This window comes from Actinomadura citrea, assembly GCF_013409045.1.
Classification (GTDB): domain Bacteria; phylum Actinomycetota; class Actinomycetes; order Streptosporangiales; family Streptosporangiaceae; genus Spirillospora; species Spirillospora citrea.
In genome coordinates, this window is sequence record NZ_JACCBT010000001.1 from 6,908,734 (window position 1) to 6,931,517 (window position 22,784).

A 22,784-nucleotide genomic window follows, 5' to 3' on the forward strand; every position below is an offset into this window, starting at 1 on the left:
TGGTTCAACTGCCGTGCTTCGTGATCACGGTCTGACCATCCCTGGCGTAGATCAGCACGGTGACGGATCTTGCGTCCTCAACACGGAAGGTCCGGCTCCCCTCGGGGAGCCGGACCTTCGTTCGGTGGACGGCTCGCTAGCTCGGCTCGATGCCGAGCAGTCGGCGGAGATCGACCGTCACGACGCGGTAGCTCGTGCCGATACGGATCACCTTGCAGGGGAACTGCCCTTGTTGGGCGAGTTGGTAGGCGCGGGTACGTCCGAGCCCGAGGGCGCGGGCGGCGGTCTCAACGCTGACCGTGGTGGGGAGAGCGAGAAGCTCGTCCTGGCTCATCTGCTTCATGCTCCCGCCCCCTTCCGGGAGCTGCCGAACCATCTCGTCCGGGGCCTTCCGTTCTCGGGCTGTCTCGCTCGTGGCTCTGCTCGCCGGCGCGGGGCGGTGGGGACGGCTTCGGCGGCGGCGTCGTAGGACGGGGGTGCGCCGGTCTCGAACGGCAGCCCGTTGCTGTGAACGTGGTTGATCGCCCTGCGCGCTTGGTCGATGGCTTCCCCGCATCCCGCGCCCAGATGACGGGCGTGAAGGACTGCGCGGCCGAAGGCGTCGAGTGCCTCGTCGAGAGGCGCGCCGTGGTCATGGGTGAGAAGTCCATCTGCATGCTGGCGCGCGAGAAAGCGTTCGAGTCGGAGGAGAAGAGTGTCGAGGCTGGAGGCGGCTGCGTGGACGGCGTCCAGCACTGCGTAGACGGTCGCCGGTCCGGCAAGGCCGCCCGTCTGACCGATGGCCCGGTTCAGCGACCGTACGGCGCTCTCCAGCTCCAGGGCGGACTGCTCGGTCTCGTGGTCGGTTTGGGGGTTACGGCCGACCTGAGTGTGGTCGTCTGTCAAGGGTGCACTCCTGAAGGCGCAGACCCTCCGCGGGAGGGCCATAGCTGATCGTGGACATGGCCCGTCCTTTCTCTCGGGGAGCGACAGGCAGACGCCTTGCCGCTCCATGACTTTGTTTCCGCTCCGTCATTGTGCACGTACCGTGTTCGTGACTCCATCACTGCGAACGCATCGGCGAGTCTCGACTTCCCCTGGTCAGCGCCCGGGCGCGCCCTTTCGAGGCGAAGATCGCTGGGACGGATGGGGTGCCGGCGCGGCCCCCAGTTGCAACCCGTCGCCCAGCGGCACGGGGAAGGACTCGGCGGCAAGCCTCGCCATCGCCCGACCCTCTTCAAGTGTCTCCGCGACTCGCGGCGATACCGGTGTAGCTGGATGGAGCTCCCTCCGTCGGACGGCGTCCAGCCGCCTTGCGGCCAAGCGCGCAGCATCGGTCTGGGCAACGCGCTGCTGGACAAGGCGATGCTCGGCCACCGACTCGATGAGATCTACAAGGTTCGCTATGAGGAACAGCAGATCAACCGTGAGATCTCGCTTCTGCTCGCGTCGATCACCCCAGCCGACGTTGGTGACCGCAAGGGTCCAAGCCACCGCACGCAAGGCGCTGCCATACCGCGTGACCGGCGGCAGGCGGCCGAACGGTTCCCGGGCGGCGTGATCGTAGAAGTCGGCAACCTTGGCCAGTTCACGGTTGCCGGTGATGTCCGCCGTGACATGGAGGACGTCAGAGGCCGCTGCGGCGATATCGGCGCGAAGACTCGGATCACGCAGGACGCGCATCTGCCAAGCCGCCGTCCCGGCAACTCGGGCGGCTTCCCGGTAGGCAGCGGCCTGCTCCGCGTAGTCGCCCGATGAACCCGGCGTCCACCTGCGGGGTCTGGCAGCCCGCCGGTAGGTGGCGCCATCCGTCCACCTGTGGCGCAGCTTGGGCAAGGTGAGGTCAGCGGCGAGCTTGCCACCCGAGAAGAAGATCGGTTCACCCTCCGAGTTGGTGTACTCGGGCACCGCTACGGCGTAACCCGTCACCTCGCCAGGCGTCCGGACACTGAATCTCAGCCGCACCACCAGCCCACGCTCACGCAGGACGGCGAAGAACGCCTCCTCGCTGTCCGACGCTGCGGCGACGGCGGCCACATGCCGACGCAACGCGACCCGAGGCGGCTCCTCCAACCCGGCACGGTGAGCCCGTTCCAGCTCGGCCCGCGAAGGACGGGGCGCTCCCGTCCGATCCGAAGGCGCAGTGCGACACAGCCCATATCGCTGCTCGACGATCTGGCACGCTGTGCGGGCCTTGAGGTAGTCGCGGTTGATGTTGGGTCTCCGGCCGTCCTCTCGCGCGAGTGTGGCCACGACATGGATGTGATCGTCCGCGTGACGCACCGCGATCCAGCGGCACGCATCAGCATCGTCGCGCGGTGCGATGCCGGTTTGGTGCATCAGCTCCTCAGCAACGTCGGCCCACTCCTCATCGGTCAAGGCCCGATCTGCAGGGGCCGTCCGCAGCGAGCATTGCCAGACCGGGTCCGCTGGCCGGCTTCGCCTCATCGTCTCCAAAGGAGAGCGCAGCGCCTCGGCCAGCGGCCGGAGAACACGCTTCTCGTCCGCGCGTCGCACTGGTTCCAGAGCAGCCGGGTGCCGGTACCCGGCAACGATGTGAGGGTCGGCGTGCTCGTTCCGCTTGCCTGGCCCGTACAGATAGCGCAGCAGGTTGCCGACATCAACGCCGCGCGTGACTTTCGCGATCACGGCAGACGTCTGCTCAGTTCCACGATGACGGCTTCCGCCCGCCGCACGACCTGGAAGCAGTACGCCGCCAACCACTGCACCGATTCCGGGACCTCGTTGTAGGTGTTGGCATGGCGCACGAGCTGGTTGAGGTTGACACCGACCGCGTTGACCTGACGGCTGGCATTCCGCAGCTCGGCATGCAGCGCCACGAGCTCTCCGTCCAGGGGACGCTGCTCCCGAATCGCAGTGCGCACCGTCCTTACGATGAACGCGCTACAGGCGAGCCCGGCACCCGTAGCCGCCTCGTGGATCTCTTCGTACTCCACGTCGCTGACGCGGATTCTCAGCTCTCGCTCTCGCCGCCGCCCACCACCGAGCTTCGCTCTGCGCTGCAGCGGTCCTGACTCGCTGTTTTGCCTGGATGTCGTCATACACCTCCGCTCCCGGCATTTGGGGACCACGTCGGTCCCTACCTGGCCAGTGTGAGCTTCCGGGCGGAAGTTATCCACAACAGGTAGCGCTCTACCAGCTATCTTGCATCCCGTTCTGGACTGATTATCGAGCAATCTAGTATGCCCGATTAATATCAACCGAGAATCTGATTATGGTGCTCGATGTCAAGTGCTATCACAACGTTCATTCTTTGGGCGACCCTCTCGATATCCGCTCTGCGAAGCGAGAACAGGAATCGCCCGGAACACGGTCGATGTCAGTTTCGATCGCTCGTTCTGCCGTAGGGGAGGCTGCTCCGACCACCATCGCAGCATCTCGCGCCTACCCGATCAGAGCTTTCACCGCCGAGATCTCATCCCCGACGATCACTAGCTTGCGCCCGAGCGTGGTGCAGGCGTCGTGCCTTAGGATTGCGCGTGCACCGAGACGCTGCCACGAGAGCCGATTCCTGAGGATGGCGCACCTGGTCCTCCGCCTATCCACGTAACGCGTGCACCTGCCGCGCGCACCACGAATCCGAGTTCCCTACGCTAGCCCTTTGCTGATAATTTGGGCGGGGGTCGCAGGTCTCCAACTCCCCTCGACAAACTTGTGATCGAAAGGCCCGGAGGACGAAATCCGCCATTCGGACCACAATCCCCTGAACCGAGGGTTTACCGTCGATTACGCCGAGAGCTGCCCGAACAATGCTCGGGAAAGATCTCTGCCGACTTCGTCGGCTCCAGCCTCCAGCGCCGCCACGCTGACGGACTCATCCGGTTCAGTCCGGCAAATGCCACCCGTGCGGCCCAAGCCCAAAAGTTGAGCACGTGTACGCGAGCGATACGGATCAAAAGTATCGACGCTAAGGGACGAACTCGCTGGCACACCACCTGCGACGATGACACGCCCACCTCGGCGGATGCCCAACGCGCCGGTCAGGCGCAACATCTCAGCGAACTGCTTCGGTAGCACCTCTCGATCCAGGATGGGGCCCATCCCGTCTCTCGGGAGAGTTGCACGCGTGGAGATCTGCCCGGTCTTATACAGCCGAACTTCCCTGATCTCTCCACTCCGGGGCTCGTCCCACGCGCGCCCCCGACCACTCGCGACACTGGCTGCGACATAATCCTGGGATTGGGAAATTTCGAGAGCTTTGTCACTCTCGAAGTATTCGGTTCTGCGGATCCGCTTCACCAGTGAAGCAGAGATCTCATTCATTTCACGAGCCGAATACCCGTGGCACTCCAGCGGAAGAACATGTAGTTCGAGCAGGGAGCCCTGGCTAGTATCGAAGTGGCGCCCTTCACCAGGTTCCGCAATCCAACTGAGGGCGGGCCTCTCTGCTAACTTCCTGAAATCCAGGTGGGATGGTTTCGATTCAGCTCACGCAACCCCTGGACGACCTTCGTCTGAAGTTCCGCACTATTGGAAAAAGAATCTCGAAAGACACCCGTCGCGTACGCCTGCACGATCCGGCTGAATTCTTGCTGATCAGGCTCGAATCTAACCCCATTTTTGCGGTAGACCAGGCGCGGCTTCCCCAACTGCTGTGCGTACACCCATTCGTCATGTGTAGCCGAGTGCCCAGTTTCCAGGAAAACATGTCCGTAGTTGGGCCCCAGAAGAAGCAGATAGACATCTGCAGACTCCAGAGCCGTCAGGCATGCCTCCCTGCTCGGCACGGGTTGGGCCGAGAAGTCTTCGAACAGCACTGGCGTATGCCCCAATGCCATGATCAGACCGCGGAGGGAGTCACGCTCTTCCTCCAAGCCCTCCCGTACGCTGCTTATGAAGACTTTCACGCTACGGTGTCTCCACTGGTCGCGGTTGGCTTGCGGGCCAGGCTGGCCCTTGCATCACATGGTATCCAAATGCAGTCGAGGTGGAGTTGGATGGCCGAGGTTTCCGAGGAAGCAATACGCGCCTACTGGAAGGAGCATCGGGAGCAGTTGCGCCAGTGTGAGACTCAGCGCTCAACGCTGACCAACCTCCTGATCGTCATCACAGCCGCCCTGAGCGCCCTGATCGTTCAGCAGCGCTTCTCGCTGTACATCCTGCCCCTGTGCGTGTTCATCTCGATGGCTGGCCTGTATGGCGCTGTGGCTGTCTCGAAGTATTACGAGAGGGCCGCCTACCACCTGTCACAGGCACGTGCTTTGACCAGAGAGCTCAGAGAGCGCGGAGTGTTGGGCACAGATGGAAAGCTGGTGCGAGCCCGTGCGGATCACTACCGGGCCTTCCCTCGGATGCATCGCATCCGCCTTCATCGGCTGTGGGTGGTCCTCCACCTCGCCATCGGGTCCTACGGACTATCCCTGATGTTGGTCAGTGTGGTCATGGCCTGACTAGGAGGGAAGTGCGGGCTTGGCGGCGCCGGGGGTTGACGCCGAGTCGGTCGCAGACGGGAATCACGCGCGTTAGGTCGTTAATCAGCAGCAGCGTGCCCAGCCGAGACCCGATCCCGATCCAGGACAGGGAGGCGGTGATGGCGGTCCTTCGATCTTTGGAACCTGGCGGTCGTTCCAGCGCTATACGCGGGGCAACTCGCGCAAGCAGTGCCCATCTGGACTCAAATGTCATCAGCGACCGGCGAGAGGTCAGTCCGGCTTGGGAAGTGGCGATCAGGATCAGACGCCCTCGGTGTAAAGGGAGGGCCCCTGCCGCACACCTCGCTCAAGTGGAATGGTCGGGTAGGAATGGGCTCGGTTGGCCGGTGTAGGAGACGTACAGTGCGTCACGCGCCCGGGTGCCGGCGACGAAGAACAGGCAGCGTTCCCGCTGGAGATCGTGAGCATGCGCCGTCGGGTCCTCGTCCTTCTCAGTGAGCGCGAAAGCGGCCGGCAAGGCCTCGGCATCCGCGCCGATCACGGCGACGCAGCGGAACTCCAGCCCCTTCATGCGATGCATGGTGCCGACTCGCACGCTTTCCTGGGCCGACTCGCTGGCCGCAAGGGAAGCCGTGCTGATCCCCGCGCCGGCGAGCGCCTGTTCGATCTTGCCGACACCGCTCACGAAGCGCGTCGCGACCCCGATGGCATGGGGCTCGACACCGGCGTCGAGCCAGGCCCTGATCTGCTCCACCAGCGCATCGAGCTCCGAGCTTCGGTCGGAGAATCCCCTGACGGCCGGTCGCCGCCCGTGCAGGGACGACCGGTACCCCGCCAAGCTGTCCTGCGCATCGTCCAGCCCGGCGACCGGCTCGACTCCGAGCAGGCGCACCGCCCAATTGAGGATCTCCGCGGTTGTGCGGTAGCTGAGCTTCAGTTTGTGGCTGCGCCCGGTGACGCTGATGCCGAGGCTCTTCAGCGAGACCCTGTGATCGTAGATGCGCTGGTGTGGATCACCGACGATGAACAGGTCGTTCGGCCCTACCGCGACGGCCGCGCGAAGGATTCGCCACTGTGCGGGGTACAGGTCCTGGGACTCGTCGACGATGATGTGCCGGTAACGCGGAAGGGCCTCGGCGGAGAGGATCCGCGCGGCCTCCGCCGCGATCTGCATGTGGGTGCGAGCGTGCGTACCTGCCAGCAGTTCTAGGAACCGGGAGATCGCCGCCCACGCCTTCTTCCGCTGCTCGGGGCTGAGCTGCTTACCCCGTCCCCGGCGGACGCAGCCGAGATACGCCTCCCGGCCGAGGAGGTCCTGGGCCAGGATGACCTGCTCCCACTCGCGGTGCAGGAATGCGGCCGAGAACGGTGCGTCCGTCTCAGTGATCGCGATGTTCCAGAGTACTTGGATCTCAGCGCTTCCGGCGATCTTCGGGCTGTGACCGTTGGCCTTCTTGACGATCCGGTAGGCCAGCTTGTCGATATTGATCACCTCGATCCGACCACGGACCTCGGGATCATCGACGAGGAGATCAAGTTGGCGGGCGAGGGTCTCGGCGAGGGTCGTGGTGAAGGTCGTCACCAGTACGGGCTCGCCCTGCTCGGCAAGGTGACTGGCGCGGTGCAGGGCGGTGACCGTCTTGCCCGTCCCAGCTCCTCCCGTCACCTGGACGGGGCCGTTGTACGAAGGGCGCCGGGCGAGCCTGCGCTGGGCCGGATGCAGGAAGACGCGCCAGAGCGCGAAGGGGTGGGCGAGCATCTGCGCCAACTCGTCCGGGCCGGAGACGAACACCACGTCGCCCGGTGACCTCTCCATGGCCTTGACCAGGTCGGAGGTGTCCACGTCCTCGGGCGGCGAGGAGTCGGGAAGGAGCTGGCAGATCTCCTCCCACGCCTCCTGGGCGGACATGCCGCTCGCGAGCGCCACGAGCGCGAGGTACTGCGGCTGGGGGAGCATGCTCTCCAGCGCGACCAAGTGGTCTTCACTGGTCAGCAGGCGGACGATCGGCAGCACCTCCGCGTCCAGCCCGAGGTTGATCAGTTCGCCGTCGTCGTATTCCGCGAACAGCCGTTCGGGCTGCGCCTGCGCCAGCGCGTCAAGTGCCGGCCTGACCTGCGCGAGCGCCGTCGCGTCGCGGACCTCGAGGACGCCCAGCTTCTGGTGCACGCTGAACTTGCGGCTCTTGGCATACTTGATGGCGGCGTCGTGCTCCATCACCGCGATGAGGCAGTACACGTCGCCGGTCTCGGGCTTGAGCACGATCCCGCGCCGCCCTCCGTCGATGCGGATCGTGCGCACGTTGGGGTCTTCGGCGCCCTGCAGCTTCTCCAGATGGAGGCCCGCGAAGGTGTGGTGCTCGAATCGGCTGATCGCCTCATCGACCGACTTGCGCACCGTTTTCTCCAGGTTTGCATAGCCGGTCAGAAAGCTCTTCGCGATCGCGAGTCTCGGCACGCTTGTTCGCCTCCGTGGTATCCCGGGTCAGAGGGCGGTTCACGGTGAATTCTCGTGATTGTTAGGGCAGGATGTCCACCTGAGCGCGACGGGGAGCGGGGAAGCATGGCGGAAACGGTGGCACTCGACAGTGACGTTCCGGCCCACGGGCAGCTCGTCACGGTACGCAATCGCGTCTGGGTCGCCGCCAACGTCGTGCCGGGGACGGTGAGCAGCGCGACCGACAGCATGCTGACCGGCCGCACGCCCCACCTGGTGGAACTGGTCAGCATCGAGGACGACGCCCGCGACGAGCGCCTGGAGGTGGTCTGGGAGCTGGAGCCCGGTGCGGTCGCCCACGACCAGCACGCTCTGCCCCATCCGGGCCGGGGGTTCGACGACCCTCGCGAACTCGACGCGTTCCTGGACGCGGTCCGCTGGGGCGCCATCGCCTCCGCCGACCGCACGGTGCTCCAGGCGCCGTTCCGGTCGGGCGTGCAGATCAAGGACTACCAGCTCGACCCGGTGGTGCGGGCCCTGTCCATGCCCCGGACGAACCTGCTGATCGCCGATGACGTCGGGCTCGGCAAGACGGTCGAGGCCGGTCTGGTGATGCAGGAGCTCATGCTCCGCCACCGGGCCCGCACGATGCTGATCGTCTGCCCCGCCGGCCTGACGCTTCAGTGGCAGGCCGAGATGCGCGACAAGTTCGGCCTCGACTTCGTCGTGCTGGACTCGGCGCTGCTCAAGGAGCTGCGCAGGTCGCGCGGCCTGTATGTGAACCCCTGGGAGCACTACCCACGGATCATCGTCAGCGTCGACTGGCTCAAGCGCGACCGGCCGAGGCGCCTGCTGCGCGACATCCTGCCCGACGTCCCGAAGTATCCGCGCAGGTTCGACATGCTCGTCGTCGACGAGGTCCACACGTGCGCGCCCACGACGCGGGGGCGTTACGCGATGGACTCCAAACGGACCGAGGCGATCCGCCTGCTGGCGCCGCACTGCGAGCACCGCCTCTTCCTGTCCGCGACGCCGCACAACGGCTTCCCGGAGTCATGGGCGGCCCTCCTCGAGCTCCTCGACGACCAGCGGTTCGCGCGCGACGTCCCGCCGGGCGAGGAGCAGCTCGCGCAGATCATGGTGCGGCGGCTCAAGCGGGAGCTGCCCAGGCGCTGGGACGGGTCCCCGGAGTTCCCCGAGCGTGTCACGTCCTACCTGGAGACCGCCTACTCCGACGAGGAGCGCCAGGCGCACGCCAAGCTCGCGGCCTATGCGGCGAACCGGCGCAAGGCCGCGGCCTCCGAGGGCGGCCGCACCGCCGCCGACTTCGTGACGATGCTGCTGAAGAAGCGACTGTTCTCCTCCCCGAAAGCCTTCTACGAGACGGTCGGCACGCATCTGCGCACCATGACCGAGCGGGAGCGTGCGGCCGACCAGCCGGACGAGCTGGAGCGGGCCGCGGAGAAGGCAGGGGAACGCGTCCTGCGCCCCCTCATCGAACGACTCGAAGAGACGGCCGAGGAGGACGACGCCTACAAGGAGACCGAGGCCGAAGCGCTCGGTGCGGCGCGTCGCGTCATGGTGCCGCTCACCGCCGACGACAAACGGCTGCTCAACGAGCTCCACACTTGGGCCGGCAAAGCGACGAACCGTCAGGACGCCAAACTCGACGCCTTCCTGAAGTGGCTGGAGCCGATCGTGCGCACCCCGGACGGCGGCTGGACCGACCAGCGGGTCATCGTGTTCACCGAGTACCTGGACACGCAGCGCTGGCTGCGCGACCGGCTGATCATCGCGGGGTACCCGGCGGCGCGCATCGCCCAGCTCTACGGCGGTCAGGACGTCAGAGAGCGCGAACACGTCAAGAACGTCTTCCAGGAGGATCCGCGGATCGAGGGCGGCGAGGTCCGGGTGCTGCTCGCGACCGACGCCGCTAGCGAGGGCATCAACCTGCAGAACCACTGCCACCGGCTGCTGCACTGGGAGATCCCGTGGAACCCGAACCGGCTGGAGCAGCGCAACGGCCGCATCGACCGCCACGGGCAGACGGCCGACCGGGTCGAGGTGTTCCACTTCGTCCCCAAGGGCTGGGAGGGGACGAAGCCGCGCGAGGACGGCTCCCTGGAGGACGAGCTCCACTTCCTGTACGTGGCGGCCAAGAAGGTCGAGCAGATCCGTGAGGACCTCGGCAGCGCCGGCGACGTCATCGCCGTCCAGGTCGAGCAGAAGATGCTCGGCAAGCGGGCGGACTGGCAGACCGCCGACGCCGAGATATCGACGCGCAGCGGCCGGGCCGCCCTGAAGGTCAAGCACGACCTCGCCCGCGACCTCCAGCGGCTCGCCGACACCCTCGCGGGAAGCCGCACCCAGCTCAACCTCTCCCCTGAGACCATCGAACGGGTCGTGCGCACCGCGCTGCGGCTGGAGCACAACAAGGACCTCCTCCCGGCGCAGTCGCCGCCGGACTTCCCGGCGGCGTGCTTCCGGCTTCCCGCGCTGTCGGGCTCATGGGCCGACGCCCGCAACGACGGCCTGCACCACCCCCTCACCCGCGCGGAGCGCGTGGTGACCTTCGACGGTGACGCCGTCGGCGGCCGCACCGACGTCGTCCTGCTGCATCTGGGCCACCGTCTCGTCCAGATGTGCCTTCGCCTGCTGCGCGCGGAGCTGTGGTCGAGCGCGCACGACGTCGCCCGGCGGACGAAGCTGAACCGCGTGACGGCCCGGGTCGTCCCCGGCGACGTGCTGCGCACGCCCGCCATCGCGGCGCACATGCGGGTGGTGGTGACCGGTGCGGAGGGGACCCGCCTGCACGAGGAGATCATCGTTGCCGGCGGGGTACTGGAAGGCGGAAAGCTCGTCCGGGTGAAGGCCGAGGACCTGGAGGCATGGCTGGCCGCCGCCTCGGAGGAGCAGCCGCCCGCGCACGTGCTCGACCGGTTGACCGGCCTCTGGGACGACGAACTGGACCCGCGCCTCGCCCGCCTTCTGGAGACCCGCGCCAACCAGCGCAAGGGGCGGCTCGGCGCGGACCTCGACGCCCGCTGCACCCAGGAGATCTCCGCCATGGAGCGGGTCCTGGCCGAACTGGAGCAGTCGATCCGATCCGTCCTCGACGACAAGGAGCACTGGGAGCAGCCCAGCCTGTTCGAGGTGGAGCAGCGGCAGCTGCGCGCCAACCGCGACGCCCTGCTCGGCCGCCTCGCGACGATCCCCGCCCAGCTCCAGGACGAGACCGACGCCCTCCGCCGCCGCTACGCCGACCCAAAGGCGCGGTGGTTCCCCGCCGCCGTCACCTTCCTCGTGCCCGCTTCGATCGCCCACGGGAGCAGCCAGTAATGCCGCCGCGCGGAAGAAGGCCGAAGGCCCCGTCCATCGCCGACCAGCACGCCGCTTGGGTCCGGCTGCTGCCCACCGAAGGCCCGTTCATCGCCGTCCCCGTCCTCGCGGCGGTATTCGAGCAGGGACTGGACACGGTCCCCGCGGCGGTGATGGACCGCCTGCGGCACGCGTGGAAGGAGGTCCAGGACGCACCGGACCTCCTCAACGCGGCCTGGTGCGACTTCGTCCTGCGGGAGGTTCTGCGCCTCACCAGCGGAGTCATCGCCGAGGGCGCGGCGCTCCCGGGCGCGCTGCGCCCCGCGCCCGGAGACCACCGGGCCCGGCCGGACGGCGTGCTCTACGGCCCCGACGGCAAAGGCGGCCGGGCAGAACGCCTGCTCCTTTACCGGCGCCCCTGGACCGAGGCACTGGACAAGCCGGGACGACTAGCCATCGGCACGCCCGTCGAGCACGCGGCCGACCTGTGCCGCCGCCGGGGCACTCCCCTGGCGCTGCTGACCAACGGCCGGTCCTGGACGCTCGTGCACGCGCGGCCCAACGAGCCCGCGACCATCGCGAAGTTCGACGCCGACCTGTGGCTGGAGGAGACGGACCTTCTGCGCGCGTTCGTGACGCTGCTGTCGGCGCAGCGCGTCCTCGCCCCCGCGACGGCACCGGACGGCGGCCACTCCACGAGCCTGGCGGCCTTGTTCGCCCGCAGCGCCGAGGCGCAGGCGGAGATCACCACCACTCTCGGCGGCCAGGTGCGCGACGCGGTCGAACTGCTTGTCGCCGAGATGGGGCAGCTCGACCGGGCGGTGGAAGGCCGCCTACTCGCGGGTGTGGAGCCGCGCGAGGCCTACCGCAGCGCCCTCGTCGTCATGATGCGGCTGGTGTTCCTCCTGTACGCCGAGGAGGCCCGGCTGATGCCGGTCGGGACCCGGCTGTACGACCTGTCGTACTCGGTCAGCAAGTTGTTCGACCAGCTAGAGGACGACCGGTCCCGGCACGGCCCGGGAGTCGGCGACCGCCGGTCGGCCGCCTGGCCCCGGCTGATCGCCATCTTCCGCGCGGTGCACGGCGGCTCGCAGCACGACGCGATGCGCATCCCCCCGTACGGCGGACGCCTTTTCGACCCCGAGCGCTTCCCCTGGCTGGAGCACCTCCCCGTCTCGGACCTGGTGGTGCACGCCGTCCTCGAAGCGCTGCTGTTCCTAAAGAAGCGCGGCGAGCGGCTGTCGTACAAGGGCCTCGGCGTCGAGCAGATCGGTCACGTCTACGAGGGCCTGCTGGAGTTCTCCTGCACCATCACCGGTGAACCGTACGTGCGGCTCATCGGCAAGCAGGAGGCGAAGGTCCCGCTGTCGGCGCTGGAGGCCGCGGCCGAGGGCGAGGACTCCTTCAAGGACTGGCTGGCCCAGCGGAGCGGCGCGACGGCGTCCCAGCTCACCAGGGCGCTTGCCGCCGAGCCCGCACAGGCCGACGTCGGCAGGCTCGACGCGGCGTGCGACAACGACCACGATCTCGCGGCCCGAGCGGTGCGCTTCTGGGGCCTGTACGAGAAGGACCTGCGCGGCCGTCCGGCCGTGTACCCGGCCGGCTCGCTCATCATCAGCCGAGTCGGCGACCGGCGGGCGACCGGCACCCACTACACGCCGCGGGAACTCGCCGACGAGGTGGTCGAGCACACCCTCGCCCCGCTGTGCTTCTCTCCCGGCCCCGCGCAGGGCGCCGAGCCCACCGTCTGGCGCGCCAGGTCGGCGGACGAGCTGCTCGAACTGAAGGTGCTCGACCCCGCGATGGGCTCGGGCGCGTTCCTCGTGTCCGCATGCCGCTACCTGGCCGAGCGGGTCATGGACGCCTGGGGCCGCGACGGCCTCCCCGAGGACGTCCGGACGGCGGTCGGCCCCGGCTACGACCGCGAGGACCTCGTCCTGGAGGCCCGCCGCCGCGTCGCGGCCCGCTGCATCTACGGCGTGGACCGCGACGAGATGGCGGTGGAGCTGGCGAAGCTGTCGATGTGGCTGGTGACCCTCGCCAAGGACAAGCCCTTCTCGTTCCTGGACCACGCCCTGCGCACCGGCGACTCCCTGGTGGGCCTGACGTCGATCGACCAGCTCCTCGCCTTCCACCTGGACCCGCAGGAGGGGTACCGGGTCAACTCGCGACTGACCAACACCCTCACCGACACCACCCAGGTGATCGTTGAGCAGGTCGAGCGGCTGCGCCGGGAGATCGAGGCCGAACCCGTCCGCGACGCCGTCCACGGCGAGGAGCTTGCGAGGAAGCTGGCCCTGGCCGACAGTCTGGTGGACGACCTGCGCTTCGCCGCCGACGCCGTGGTGGCCGCCGCCCTCACCGCCGCTATCGACAAGAAGCAGAACCGCAGGCCCCACTGGGAGGACGCGGACGGCCGCGAAGAGGACTACTACGAACGGCGCCTCGCCCGCCTCGCCGAAGACGTCGAGACGTCACTCGCCGGCGTCGCCGCCGCACTGCGCTCCCTCGAAGGCGGAAACCTCGACCCGGCCGAATACGGCCTGCGGCTCGACGCCCTCCTGCACCAGTGGGCCGGAAGCGCGGACCTGATCGCTCTCCAGGAGCAATCCGAGCGAGCCTCCAAGGAGGTCCGCGACCTCATCACCCCGATGCTCCAGGGCTCCCGGAAGGAGCCCATCCGTCCTCTGCACTGGCCACTGGAATTTCCCGAGGTCATGGGGCGCGGTGGCTTCGACGCCGTCGTCGGCAACCCGCCCTTCATCGGCGGCCAGAAGCTGACCGGGAGCATCGGCGAGGACGTACGCGAGTACCTCGTCCAGTGGATCGCCCGGGAGCAGCGCGGCAGCGCCGACCTGTGCTCCTACTTCTTGCTGCGCGACCTGGACCTCGCGCCGCAGGGCCGGACCGGCATCATCGCCACCAACACAATCGCCCAAGGCGACACCAGAGAGGTCGGCCTCGACCAGGCCGCCGAATGGAACTGGGACATCTACCGCGCCGTCAAGTCCCAGCCCTGGCCCGGCACGGCGTCGCTGGAAGTCTCCCTGGTGTGGGAGGGCCACGCCTCCAAGGACGAGACCCGCGTACTGGACGGCAACAAGGTCCCGGCCATCACCACGTCCCTCGACCCCATCTCGAGGGTCACCGGCAAGCCTCACCGCCTCGCCGCCAACAAGGGCCAGGCGTTCATCGGTTCCTACGTGCTCGGCAAGGGGTTCGTCCTAACTCGAGAAGAGGCCGAATCCCTAATTGAGGAGAATCCCGAGAATCGACAAGTCATCTTTCCATATCTGACAGGGGAAGACCTAAACCAAAACCCACACTCACAAGCAAGCCGTTGGGTGATTGATTTCCGAGATTGGTCGATTGAACAAGCCTCAAGCTACCCCCAAGCCTTCCAAATACTAGAAGAAAAGGTAAAGCCAGAGCGCGATCAGGTCAGATACAGCTCCAGGGCCAGGACATACTGGTGGCAATATGAGCGCCGCCGCGCCGAACTATACGAAAGAGTATCGTCGACACAGGAGGTGATCGCGATAGCGCTCGTCAGCCGCCTGGTTATGCCAACACTCGTATCCTCTCGGCAAATCTTCTCGCATAAACTTTGTATATTTCCCACGAGCGACCATGGAAGACTGGCCCTGCTTTCGAGTGTTTTTCATAGTTCTTGGGCATGGCAATGGTCCTCAACTATGAAAGCGGACTTGAATTACTCTCCCTCCGACGCTTATGAGACCCTCCCTCAACCTTCCCTCACCGCAAGAATGGCCGACGCGGCCAGGTCCCTAATCTCATACAGAACAACAGTGATTAACACCAGAAACATCGGCCTCACCTCTCTATATAATGCTCTAAACTCCCCTTCAAACCAAGATCCAGATATAGCTCACATGAGAAGGCTTCATGCGCAGATAGATGAAGCGGTCCTAGATGCTTATGCGCTCGATGAAGAGCGAGACCCTAAAATTCGAAGCTCTGAGATGCAAACTGCGTCCGTGTCGCTGCCCTCATGGCGGGATATAGACCTTGCACATGGGTTCTACGAAACACGGCAGGGAGAACGGTTTACGATCAACCCGCAAGCGCAATTGGACGTGCTGGACAAACTTTTGGCGTTGAACTATCATCGCCATAAATACGAACGAGATAGCGGCCAGCGTGTCACGGTGAAGAGAACCGGGAAACGAGGATCCTCACCGAAAAACTCCAACCATACGCAGCCACCGATCGAAGATGGCCTATTCGCACCTCCCGACACACTATTCTGATTCCTCTCAGGCAAGGCGCTCCGCGCCGGGGTCCAGTTCGATCGATGTTCCAGATCTGCTGCGGCACTGTGGGATGGGCAATCTGTGCTGGCTTCCGAACGGTATCCGCCCGTCACGTTCCTGCACACCATGAGCCGGAGGAACGGCCAGCAGCTCGGCACGGCACAGGATGCCGCCACCTTACTCGCCAAACCGGCGAAGCCACTCAACCTCAACTGGACGACTCCGACAGGCCTTGAACTGCCCGCGCTAACACTCTATGAGTGGAGGTGCAACTTCCTGACAGTCAATCGCACCTCCACTGATGACAACAGCAGTGACCCCAGCAATTACTAAAAGTAATCAACCGATCGCTACCGACTCAAAGGCCCTGTTGCACCCCAGCGACCGGCAAATGTTCGGATCATGCCTGTGATGAGCGAAACTACTTACATCATCCTGGCTGTACTCCTTGATGGCCCGCTCGACGGCTATAGGATTGTCACGCGCGCCTCCGAGCGTTCTGGCGGGGACGTACAGCTCGCCGCTGGCACACTCTACGACGCACTCGATCGGATGATCCGCGGTGGCCTCATCGTTGTAGACCGGGGGGAGATCAGCCAAGGACGTTCCCGTCGTCTTTTTCGAATAACCGACGAGGGCACCGAAGCCGTCATGCGGGAAGCTGTACGAATGGCCCGGGCAGCTAACATCGTCCTGGCTCTCAGGAAGACAGCCCCTAAAAAAGATGCGGATTGACTATTTCGGGAACCACTTCACATCGATCGCGCCAGTCTAATATAGATGAACCATCGGCAACGCTCCTCATCCTCGCTAGTTACATATGGTTTGCGCGAGGCTGCCGCTCTCTATCTGTACGGGGGAATCGAACTCCCGCTCTAGCTAGTTCACCAGCAGTGATGACAGGACCATTGAGAATCGCCTCCAGGGTTAGCGCCTGCGCCTCCTCAAGGTCTACTATCCGACGCAGCGCAGTCAGAAGTTCATTAAACTCCTGCACCCACTCATAAGGCCATCTATCAATATAGATATCATCCAGCGGACTGGTTCTCCTCCCGCCAGGCTCAGCTTTGCGATAGCCGAACCAGTGTTTGATCACTCGCATTCCGCTGACAGAGTAATCCCACATGAGGCGAGTGACAGGACCGAAGCCAGCTTTACCGACGTGAACGATCTGGGCTGCCTCGTCGTATGAAATGTGTTCAGGTAGCCGATCTCCCATAGAACTAACGTTGACAATGCGCCGTGCGTCACCTGAAGAAAAGGCGATCGCATTAGGGGGGCGCCCCTGGTCAATGTCAGCTGCCGTAGCACCGTAGGTGACTGCCCAGAGCAGTTCCTGCCCCAAATGAACCGCCTGATCGAACAGCTTTGACGTACGAGTTATCGGCACTCGTACACCAGGCGTTTGGAGCTCATCAAGGAATCGGGTCGTGAAAAGCGGATGCGATACGACGGCAGCGATGTAGGCAGTCAACTCCTCCACGCTGACAGACTTTCCGTACTCACGACCAAGCGCTTGGAGCAGGCTGGGAGCGACATTCCCCGACCCGTCCGGGTGCATCATAGGAATGACTCGACCACCTTCACTTCCTTTGAAATGGTGCGTCTCCGGAATCAGGCCGGCAAACGTGACCGCCGGGCCGGGCCCAATTGGCTGTGAGTGCTGTTCACTGATGAAGACCTGACCTCGCACCTCTGCGGCCCAAAGGTTCGGACGCGGGCGGTCGATAACTCGACGATCCGGTATTATCCATTGCCGATCAAGGAAACGATACGCCACCCGACGTGGCTCCGGACAGGGCTCGGTTTCTTCCCGCAGATTTTTTGGGTTAGGAAGATACCCATTGAGAGGTTCTACCTTTGAGTCAATGTCGCGATCAACGGTTCTCTTCAGCAGAACTGATTTTCGAGTTGGGTTCCTCTCTCCAACAAGAACGGCCCACCTTCGTCGCAGAATATCTGGCGACGGAGCATAAACCCACCTACGATTGCTCGTAATCCCGGTAGTCGTCCAAGGGAACAAGTCGCCGAGAGCTGGATAGTCGTCCCAAGACGACTCTGACGTGGGCGTAAAAGGTGCGTCCCAGTCATTGCGAATGTGACGCCACGAAGAATCCGTTATAGAGATATTTTTGAGTCGTCGATACTTATCATCACGTTGGCCAGTGACTTCGCTGAAGTACAGATCAGCAGGAGTATCCGAGTCGACTCCAGTTCGACGGCGAACGAAAATTCCGATGGCCAACGTCTGTCTCACGCCGGGAAATACTCGAGTAGACACGTCGGGTTCCATGCCTTCAGGAGTGACATTTATTACCCAACCCTCGCTGCAAGTTTGACGCAGGTATCTTCTCATCCCTTTAAATCCAGGACCCTTGAGGTATCCAGCTGGAGTGATGAATGCCACCACGCCATGGTGGCCATTATCTAGACTTTCGAACACCTTCCAAGTTGCCCATGCCCAAAAATAAATGTATTGGCTCTTTAGGACATATTCCATGCGACCGTTTCCAGTCATGCGAAAGCGATCAAGAGGTGCCCTTCTGCCACATCCTCCGGATTCTGCCCAGCCACCCTGGCCTTCAGCAGCCCTCCGATAAGGTGGATTGCCAATAACTACGGTTACCGGAATTTTTCCCTTAACATCGTTAGCGCGCCGGCGAGAGCGCGCGATTGGTTCATAGGCAGATGCTATTGAGGGCACCGCAACAAAAGGGTCATCAAGAGTGTCGGTCACGTACATATGCATTCCATGCTGCGGCAGCTTGGCATTATACGATCTCATGAGGTCAACCGCTCGCATTTCTGCAACTGCATAAGGACCCATCTGTTTTTCGAATCCCATTAGTCGCTCTGCCAGACTACTGATCGCGGAGGGGACAGAGCCAGGACCTTGCCTGTCAGTGACCTGCTGTGCAGTTTGCTCTATTATCGCATGGAGGTAGGTGCCGGTACCCATCGCCGGGTCGACTGTCGTAACTGTGGGCGCCAAGAACTTGTCTGGTGTGTTCAATCGATTAGCCAGAATTTCGCCCGTGAGACGGACCATCGAATCGACAACTTCACGTGGCGTATAGTATACGCCGCTATTCTGGCGGAGCTCAGGGTCGTACATATTTAGGAACGACTCATAAAGGTGAAGGTAGGCGTCTCGTTCTCCACGACGAACTCGGTGCCAATCAACGGCACCGATAACGCGGCGGAGTAGGTCCAGGAGATCGGAAAGTTGATCTGTCGCGGACTCAGTCAGCAACTGCAAGGCCTTGCCCATGAGCTCGTGCGTCTGACCTGCTCTCAATTGGACTGAGATTGCATTCATGTCCGCGCCAGCGACGTCGATACCCTCGCTTCGAGCAAGCAACAGAGAAAACGTCAATGTCTGTGCATAATAATCAGCGAAGACGGTATCGGACACAGTGGGAAATAGTAGACTGCGCCAATCTCTGGCTAGACCACTGAACGGCTGCCGCCATTCGTCCGCGCCTTCTCTGACGGCTTTTTTCTCCAAGGCCATTTGGTCAACGACAAATTGACGCAGCAATCGACAGAGTGGCGCTACAGTCTCTACCAGATCATCTACCGAGACGATGGGAGGAGGAGTCCATCGCAGAAAATCGATCAGAATCCGTTCCAGCGCAGAGTCAGAGATCAAAATCGGGTGCCCGGGAGCTTCCAGGTTCCCGTCCAGATTAGCCTTCTCCACAAGGCGTCCACTCTTGTAGAGTCTCCACTCATTACCGTTAGTGTAGATCAAAAGCGGAAGTTTTTTCAGGCGATTCCACTGACGGTGGTTATGACCCCGGAAACCTTCTGGGTCCAGCGAGGTTCCAGGCCTCTTGACCTCAAGATATCCAGTCACCGCGCCATTAACTCGGACCGCATAGTCGAGGCGCACTCCAAGATCTGCGAGCGGGGCTTCTCCATGCATGACAACGTCCAAGCCGAACTGCGCTCCGGCTTCCCGCATTAGCTGTTCCAGAGGGCTGCGGATCGCTGCCTCGGCTCCTCCCGCACCTCCAGCAAGTCGCTCCTGGCAAGCCCTGGCAAAGTCCGCCACAGCGCGCTCAAGCCACTCGGGTACCGAAGCCATCTCCAGCCACCCCGTCCTCAGATCTCAGCAACCACCTATCCTACGAAAGCGTACTAACTAAGGGCGAAGTTGGACACAACAATCCTAATTTTCCCCCGAGGTTCGCGAAGCTAGCCGGTCAGCGGGATGGTCACCGATCGGCTCCCCACAACGCTGGTAGCCGAGCACGCTGCCCTCGCCAGCGGTCTTAGAGGTCATAACAGAACCGGCGGACGAGGCGGTGGCAGCAGATGACGGCTGCGGCGAGGGGCATGAATGCTTCGTGGATGGCGGCGCGGATCTCTCAACGGGTGCGCAGGTGGCGGGGCCAGTGCAGCAGGCCGATGGTGCGCTCGACGACATAGCGGTGGACGCTCAGCCCGGAGCCGTGTGGGGCGCCGCGGCGGGCGATGACCGGTCAGCCGCCTGAGCCGGCGGCGGGGCGTCCAACCCCGCCTCGGACGAGCGGCACCTTGCCCAGCAACGGGATCAGCTAAGTGACATCGCCCGCGGTTGCCGCCGGTCAGCGCGAGGGCGAGCGGGGTGCCGTGCCCGTCGGTCAGCACGTGGCGTTTCGAGCCCGGTCGGCCGCGGTCGACCGGGCTCTGCCCTGTTTTGGGCCACCGTTCAAAGCCCGCACGTGGGAGCTGTCGATCATCTCCCTGGACCAGTCCAGTTGCCCGGCGGCGTGCAACTCCTCCAGCAGCAGCCGGTGCACCCGCTCCCAGACGCCTGCCTGGTGCCACTCGGCCACCCGCCGCCAGCACATCATCCCCGACCTGAACCCCAGCTCCTGAGGCAGGAACTCCCATCGGATCTTGGTGTGCAGCACGAACAAGATCCCGCGCAGCACCTTGTGGTCGTCCAACCGCTTACGCCCAGAATGGGGTTGCGGCGCTCGACCTTCGGCAGCAGCGGCTCAACCCGCTCCGACGTGCTGTCGGCCACGATTCATGGAGGTTGCTCACCTCTACGCACCCGCCCACGCCACACGCGGACATCATTCTATGCCGCGCCACATGCACATCTTGTTGTGATCTCTAAGTCGAGGGGTTCGGGGCTCACTAGGATCGGCGGTATGAATGTGCCGGTTAAGGAGCTGAACGTACTGCCGAGTGCGTCAGCGCTGGCGGAGACCAGAACCGGCCTTGTAGGTGGGTCGCTAGTTCGGTCTGCGGCCTGAAAGCTTCGTGAGTGAGCAGATCAGCACTCCCTGCATCGCTATTGGCTTGTCGGAGGGAAGAGGCTGCACGCTCCGAAGAAGCGAGCCCCGAAGCGTGCACCCGCGTCGAAAGCCTCTGCCGAGTCGCAAGCGTCGATTGAGGACGGGCTCTTCGCTCCGCCCGACACCTTGTTCTGACGCCACTGCTGCCGCTGGCAGCGATCATTGAAAAGGCTCATGGGTGTCGCGGCGTGCCTGTAGGGCGCTGGAGACCCACGGGGCCAGCAGGTGGTGGACCGCCTCTGCTGCTTTCGCCGGAGCGGTGCACGGGCCGAAGAGCACGCCTGTCGCGGACTTGTACCACGGGACCTGCTCAGCCGATGGGACTTTCGGCGCCGCCACGAGCATGACGCTCTGCCCTATGCGCGGCACCCGGACATCGATGACGCGCAGGAATTTGGGAGATGTGTCGAACTGCGGGAGCGTCATCCACCCCTTGGATTCGAGTTCGAAGGCAAGTTCACTCAGGCATTCCTCCGCTCCCAGCGGCACCTTCGGCGGTGGCAGTTGGGACGACGGGTAGAGCGCGGGGGCTGACAGGGCATGGTCGCTAGCCGGTCGGCGCGCTCGGACGCGTCGTCGGCGCTGGTGCCGGGTCATGACGTCCGGAAGGGCCTGGCCGCTGCCCTGTCGCGCTCGCGGACGAGAGCCTCGCGCAGTTGCGTGGCCGTGTCCGTGACAACGGTGGGGTCGACGCCTGCCCTCGGGTCGTGCAGGGTCGCGACCCAGCCGCCGAGTCGCCCGTCCGATCGGACCGAGCGCCAGATCCGGTGACTCGTGAAGTCCGCCCGGAGCCGGCTGAGTTCTTGATCGTCCGTGGGTGGTTTTCTGTCCACTTCGGTTGCCTCCCGTCGGTTGTTCGCGCGTTTGCTGTGACGAGAGTGGTACAGCGAGTTACGATCGGACTACATACCGATGCCCCACCCACCACCCCCCACCTGGGCCGGTTCGCCCCCCACCGCGTCCCGGGTCTCTCAGGAAACGGTCGGTCTTATGTCCGCAGACACCTGCGACTTCACGCGGGACCCCTTGATCAGGGCCTACGCCGCGCTCTTACGCTCCTACCGGGAGTCGACGTCTCTGTCGCGAGCCAAGCTCGCCGAAGCCCTCGGCTGCTCGCCGGGATGGATCGAGAAGCTGGAGACCTGCGAGAAGCCCCCGTCCGAGGCGACGTCCGACGACCTCGACACCTTCTTCAAGCTCCAGACCCGTACCTTCCACACCCTCTGGGCCGAGATCAAGAAGGAGGGCAAGCAACCGGCCAGTCCGCCCGGCTTTCACGAGTACGTACTTCGAGAAAGGAGGGTGTCGACGCTGAACATCTTCGCGGCCATGGTTCTCCACGGTCTCTTCCAGACACCGGCGTACGCACGGGAAGTGCTAGCTACGAGTCGCGCTCCAGAAGAGATAGAAGAGCAGGTCGCAGCTCGAATGGCAAGACAGGAGATCTTCCAGGGGCAGAAGCTGGCCCAGATCGTGATCGTTATAGACGAAGGCGTCCTAAGGCGGCCTACGGGTGGCATCGCAGTGATGAAGGAGCAAATTCTTCACCTGACGACCATGGCTAGTGATCCACGGATCGCCCTGCAGATAGTTCCCTTGAGCAAGGGGGCATACGCAGGGACCATGGGAGCCTTCACCATGCTCGGATTCGACGATGCTCCCGAGGTCGTGTACGTAGAAGGTCATACGGGCGAGCAGTTCTTCCACGACCCTCGTGAGGTGCGTGCCCACACGCTACGCTTCAACTTGATCAGGGCTGCGGCGTTGTCCGCAGATCAATCCCTGGAGTTGCTGCACGCAATCGTGGAGGATCTATGACCGGCGGCCCAGGCCAGGAACTTCTCCAATGGCGTAAGAGTAGTCGCAGCGGCGATACCGGCGGTCAGTGCGTGGAGGTCGCGGCATTGAGTCCCTCCGTCGCCGTCCGTGACTCGAAGAATCCTGACGGACCCATGCTGACCTTCGATGCCGCCACCTGGGCAGATTTCGCCAGCGTCATCAAAGCGGGTCGGCACGACCTGGGCTGATCACCTCGTGGCGATCGGACCTTTCAGATCGATGACGGCGCGGTGTCGGCGGTCGGCGCTACTGT

At 64.1% G+C, this 22,784-nt stretch carries 14 protein-coding genes and 1 pseudogene; 6 read left to right on the forward strand and 9 right to left on the reverse strand.

Annotated elements, in window-relative coordinates:
- Nucleotides 1–136: 136 nt before the first annotated feature.
- From BJ999_RS31735 to BJ999_RS41500, 5 genes are all read right to left on the reverse strand, one after another.
- The gene (locus BJ999_RS31735) at nucleotides 137–343 is read right to left on the reverse strand and encodes a helix-turn-helix domain-containing protein (RefSeq protein WP_218935315.1); all 207 of its coding nucleotides are present in this window, start codon (nucleotides 341–343) and stop codon (nucleotides 137–139) included.
- A complete protein-coding gene (locus BJ999_RS31740) occupies nucleotides 340–885 on the reverse strand; it encodes a hypothetical protein (protein ID WP_179836665.1) in 546 nt (181 codons plus the stop codon). The genes BJ999_RS31735 and BJ999_RS31740 overlap by 4 nt, the downstream gene beginning before the upstream one ends.
- A 195-nt stretch (nucleotides 886–1,080) precedes the next feature.
- Nucleotides 1,081–2,628, reverse strand: a complete 1,548-nt coding sequence (locus BJ999_RS31745) for a relaxase/mobilization nuclease domain-containing protein (protein WP_179836666.1) — start codon at nucleotides 2,626–2,628, stop codon at nucleotides 1,081–1,083.
- Nucleotides 2,625–3,041: a plasmid mobilization protein gene (locus BJ999_RS44125; protein WP_244983823.1), complete on the reverse strand. Its 417-nt coding sequence runs from the start codon at nucleotides 3,039–3,041 to the stop codon at nucleotides 2,625–2,627. Before BJ999_RS44125 ends, BJ999_RS31745 begins: the two co-directional genes overlap by 4 nt.
- A 1,347-nt stretch (nucleotides 3,042–4,388) precedes the next feature.
- On the reverse strand, nucleotides 4,389–4,847 hold the full coding sequence (locus tag BJ999_RS41500) for a DUF4062 domain-containing protein (RefSeq protein ID WP_218935316.1): 459 nt from the start codon (nucleotides 4,845–4,847) through the stop codon (nucleotides 4,389–4,391).
- A 90-nt stretch (nucleotides 4,848–4,937) separates the two neighbouring features.
- Between BJ999_RS41500 and BJ999_RS31760 the strand changes: the two genes are divergently transcribed.
- Complete coding sequence (locus BJ999_RS31760) at nucleotides 4,938–5,390, forward strand: hypothetical protein (protein ID WP_179836668.1); 453 nt, start codon at nucleotides 4,938–4,940, stop codon at nucleotides 5,388–5,390.
- A 328-nt stretch (nucleotides 5,391–5,718) separates the two neighbouring features.
- On the opposite strand, the gene BJ999_RS31765 is transcribed toward BJ999_RS31760, so the two are convergent.
- Nucleotides 5,719–7,827 carry a UvrD-helicase domain-containing protein gene (locus BJ999_RS31765; RefSeq protein ID WP_179836669.1) on the reverse strand — a complete coding sequence of 703 codons (2,109 nt, stop codon included), beginning with the start codon at nucleotides 7,825–7,827 and terminating at the stop codon, nucleotides 5,719–5,721.
- Between the two features lie 117 nt (nucleotides 7,828–7,944).
- Between BJ999_RS31765 and drmD the strand changes: the two genes are divergently transcribed.
- From drmD to BJ999_RS31780, 3 genes are all read left to right on the forward strand, one after another.
- Nucleotides 7,945–11,145, forward strand: coding sequence for a DISARM system SNF2-like helicase DrmD (gene drmD / locus BJ999_RS31770; RefSeq protein ID WP_229810336.1), 3,201 nt, complete (start codon nucleotides 7,945–7,947; stop codon nucleotides 11,143–11,145).
- Nucleotides 11,145–15,395, forward strand: a complete 4,251-nt coding sequence (locus BJ999_RS31775; protein WP_179836671.1) for an Eco57I restriction-modification methylase domain-containing protein — start codon at nucleotides 11,145–11,147, stop codon at nucleotides 15,393–15,395. Before drmD ends, BJ999_RS31775 begins: the two co-directional genes overlap by 1 nt.
- Before the next feature lie 414 nt (nucleotides 15,396–15,809).
- Nucleotides 15,810–16,133, forward strand: coding sequence for a PadR family transcriptional regulator (locus BJ999_RS31780; RefSeq protein ID WP_179836672.1), 324 nt, complete (start codon nucleotides 15,810–15,812; stop codon nucleotides 16,131–16,133).
- Between the two features lie 79 nt (nucleotides 16,134–16,212).
- Here the strand turns inward: BJ999_RS31780 and BJ999_RS31785 are convergent, their stop codons facing one another.
- The 3 genes and pseudogenes from BJ999_RS31785 to BJ999_RS31795 form a co-directional block, all read right to left on the reverse strand.
- Nucleotides 16,213–19,488: a type ISP restriction/modification enzyme gene (locus tag BJ999_RS31785; RefSeq protein WP_179836673.1), complete on the reverse strand. Its 3,276-nt coding sequence runs from the start codon at nucleotides 19,486–19,488 to the stop codon at nucleotides 16,213–16,215.
- Between the two features lie 187 nt (nucleotides 19,489–19,675).
- Nucleotides 19,676–20,418, reverse strand: a pseudogene (locus BJ999_RS31790) (IS5 family transposase).
- Nucleotides 20,419–20,851: 433 nt separating this feature from the next.
- Nucleotides 20,852–21,181, reverse strand: coding sequence for a hypothetical protein (locus BJ999_RS31795; protein ID WP_179836674.1), 330 nt, complete (start codon nucleotides 21,179–21,181; stop codon nucleotides 20,852–20,854).
- 501 nt (nucleotides 21,182–21,682) lie between these two features.
- On the opposite strand from BJ999_RS31795, the gene BJ999_RS31800 reads away from it, so the two are divergent.
- Together BJ999_RS31800 and BJ999_RS31805 are read left to right on the forward strand one after the other, a co-directional pair.
- Nucleotides 21,683–22,510 carry a helix-turn-helix domain-containing protein gene (locus tag BJ999_RS31800; protein ID WP_179836675.1) on the forward strand — a complete coding sequence of 276 codons (828 nt, stop codon included), beginning with the start codon at nucleotides 21,683–21,685 and terminating at the stop codon, nucleotides 22,508–22,510.
- Nucleotides 22,507–22,719 carry a DUF397 domain-containing protein gene (locus tag BJ999_RS31805; protein WP_179836676.1) on the forward strand — a complete coding sequence of 71 codons (213 nt, stop codon included), beginning with the start codon at nucleotides 22,507–22,509 and terminating at the stop codon, nucleotides 22,717–22,719. The genes BJ999_RS31800 and BJ999_RS31805 overlap by 4 nt, the downstream gene beginning before the upstream one ends.
- Nucleotides 22,720–22,784 lie beyond the last annotated feature (65 nt).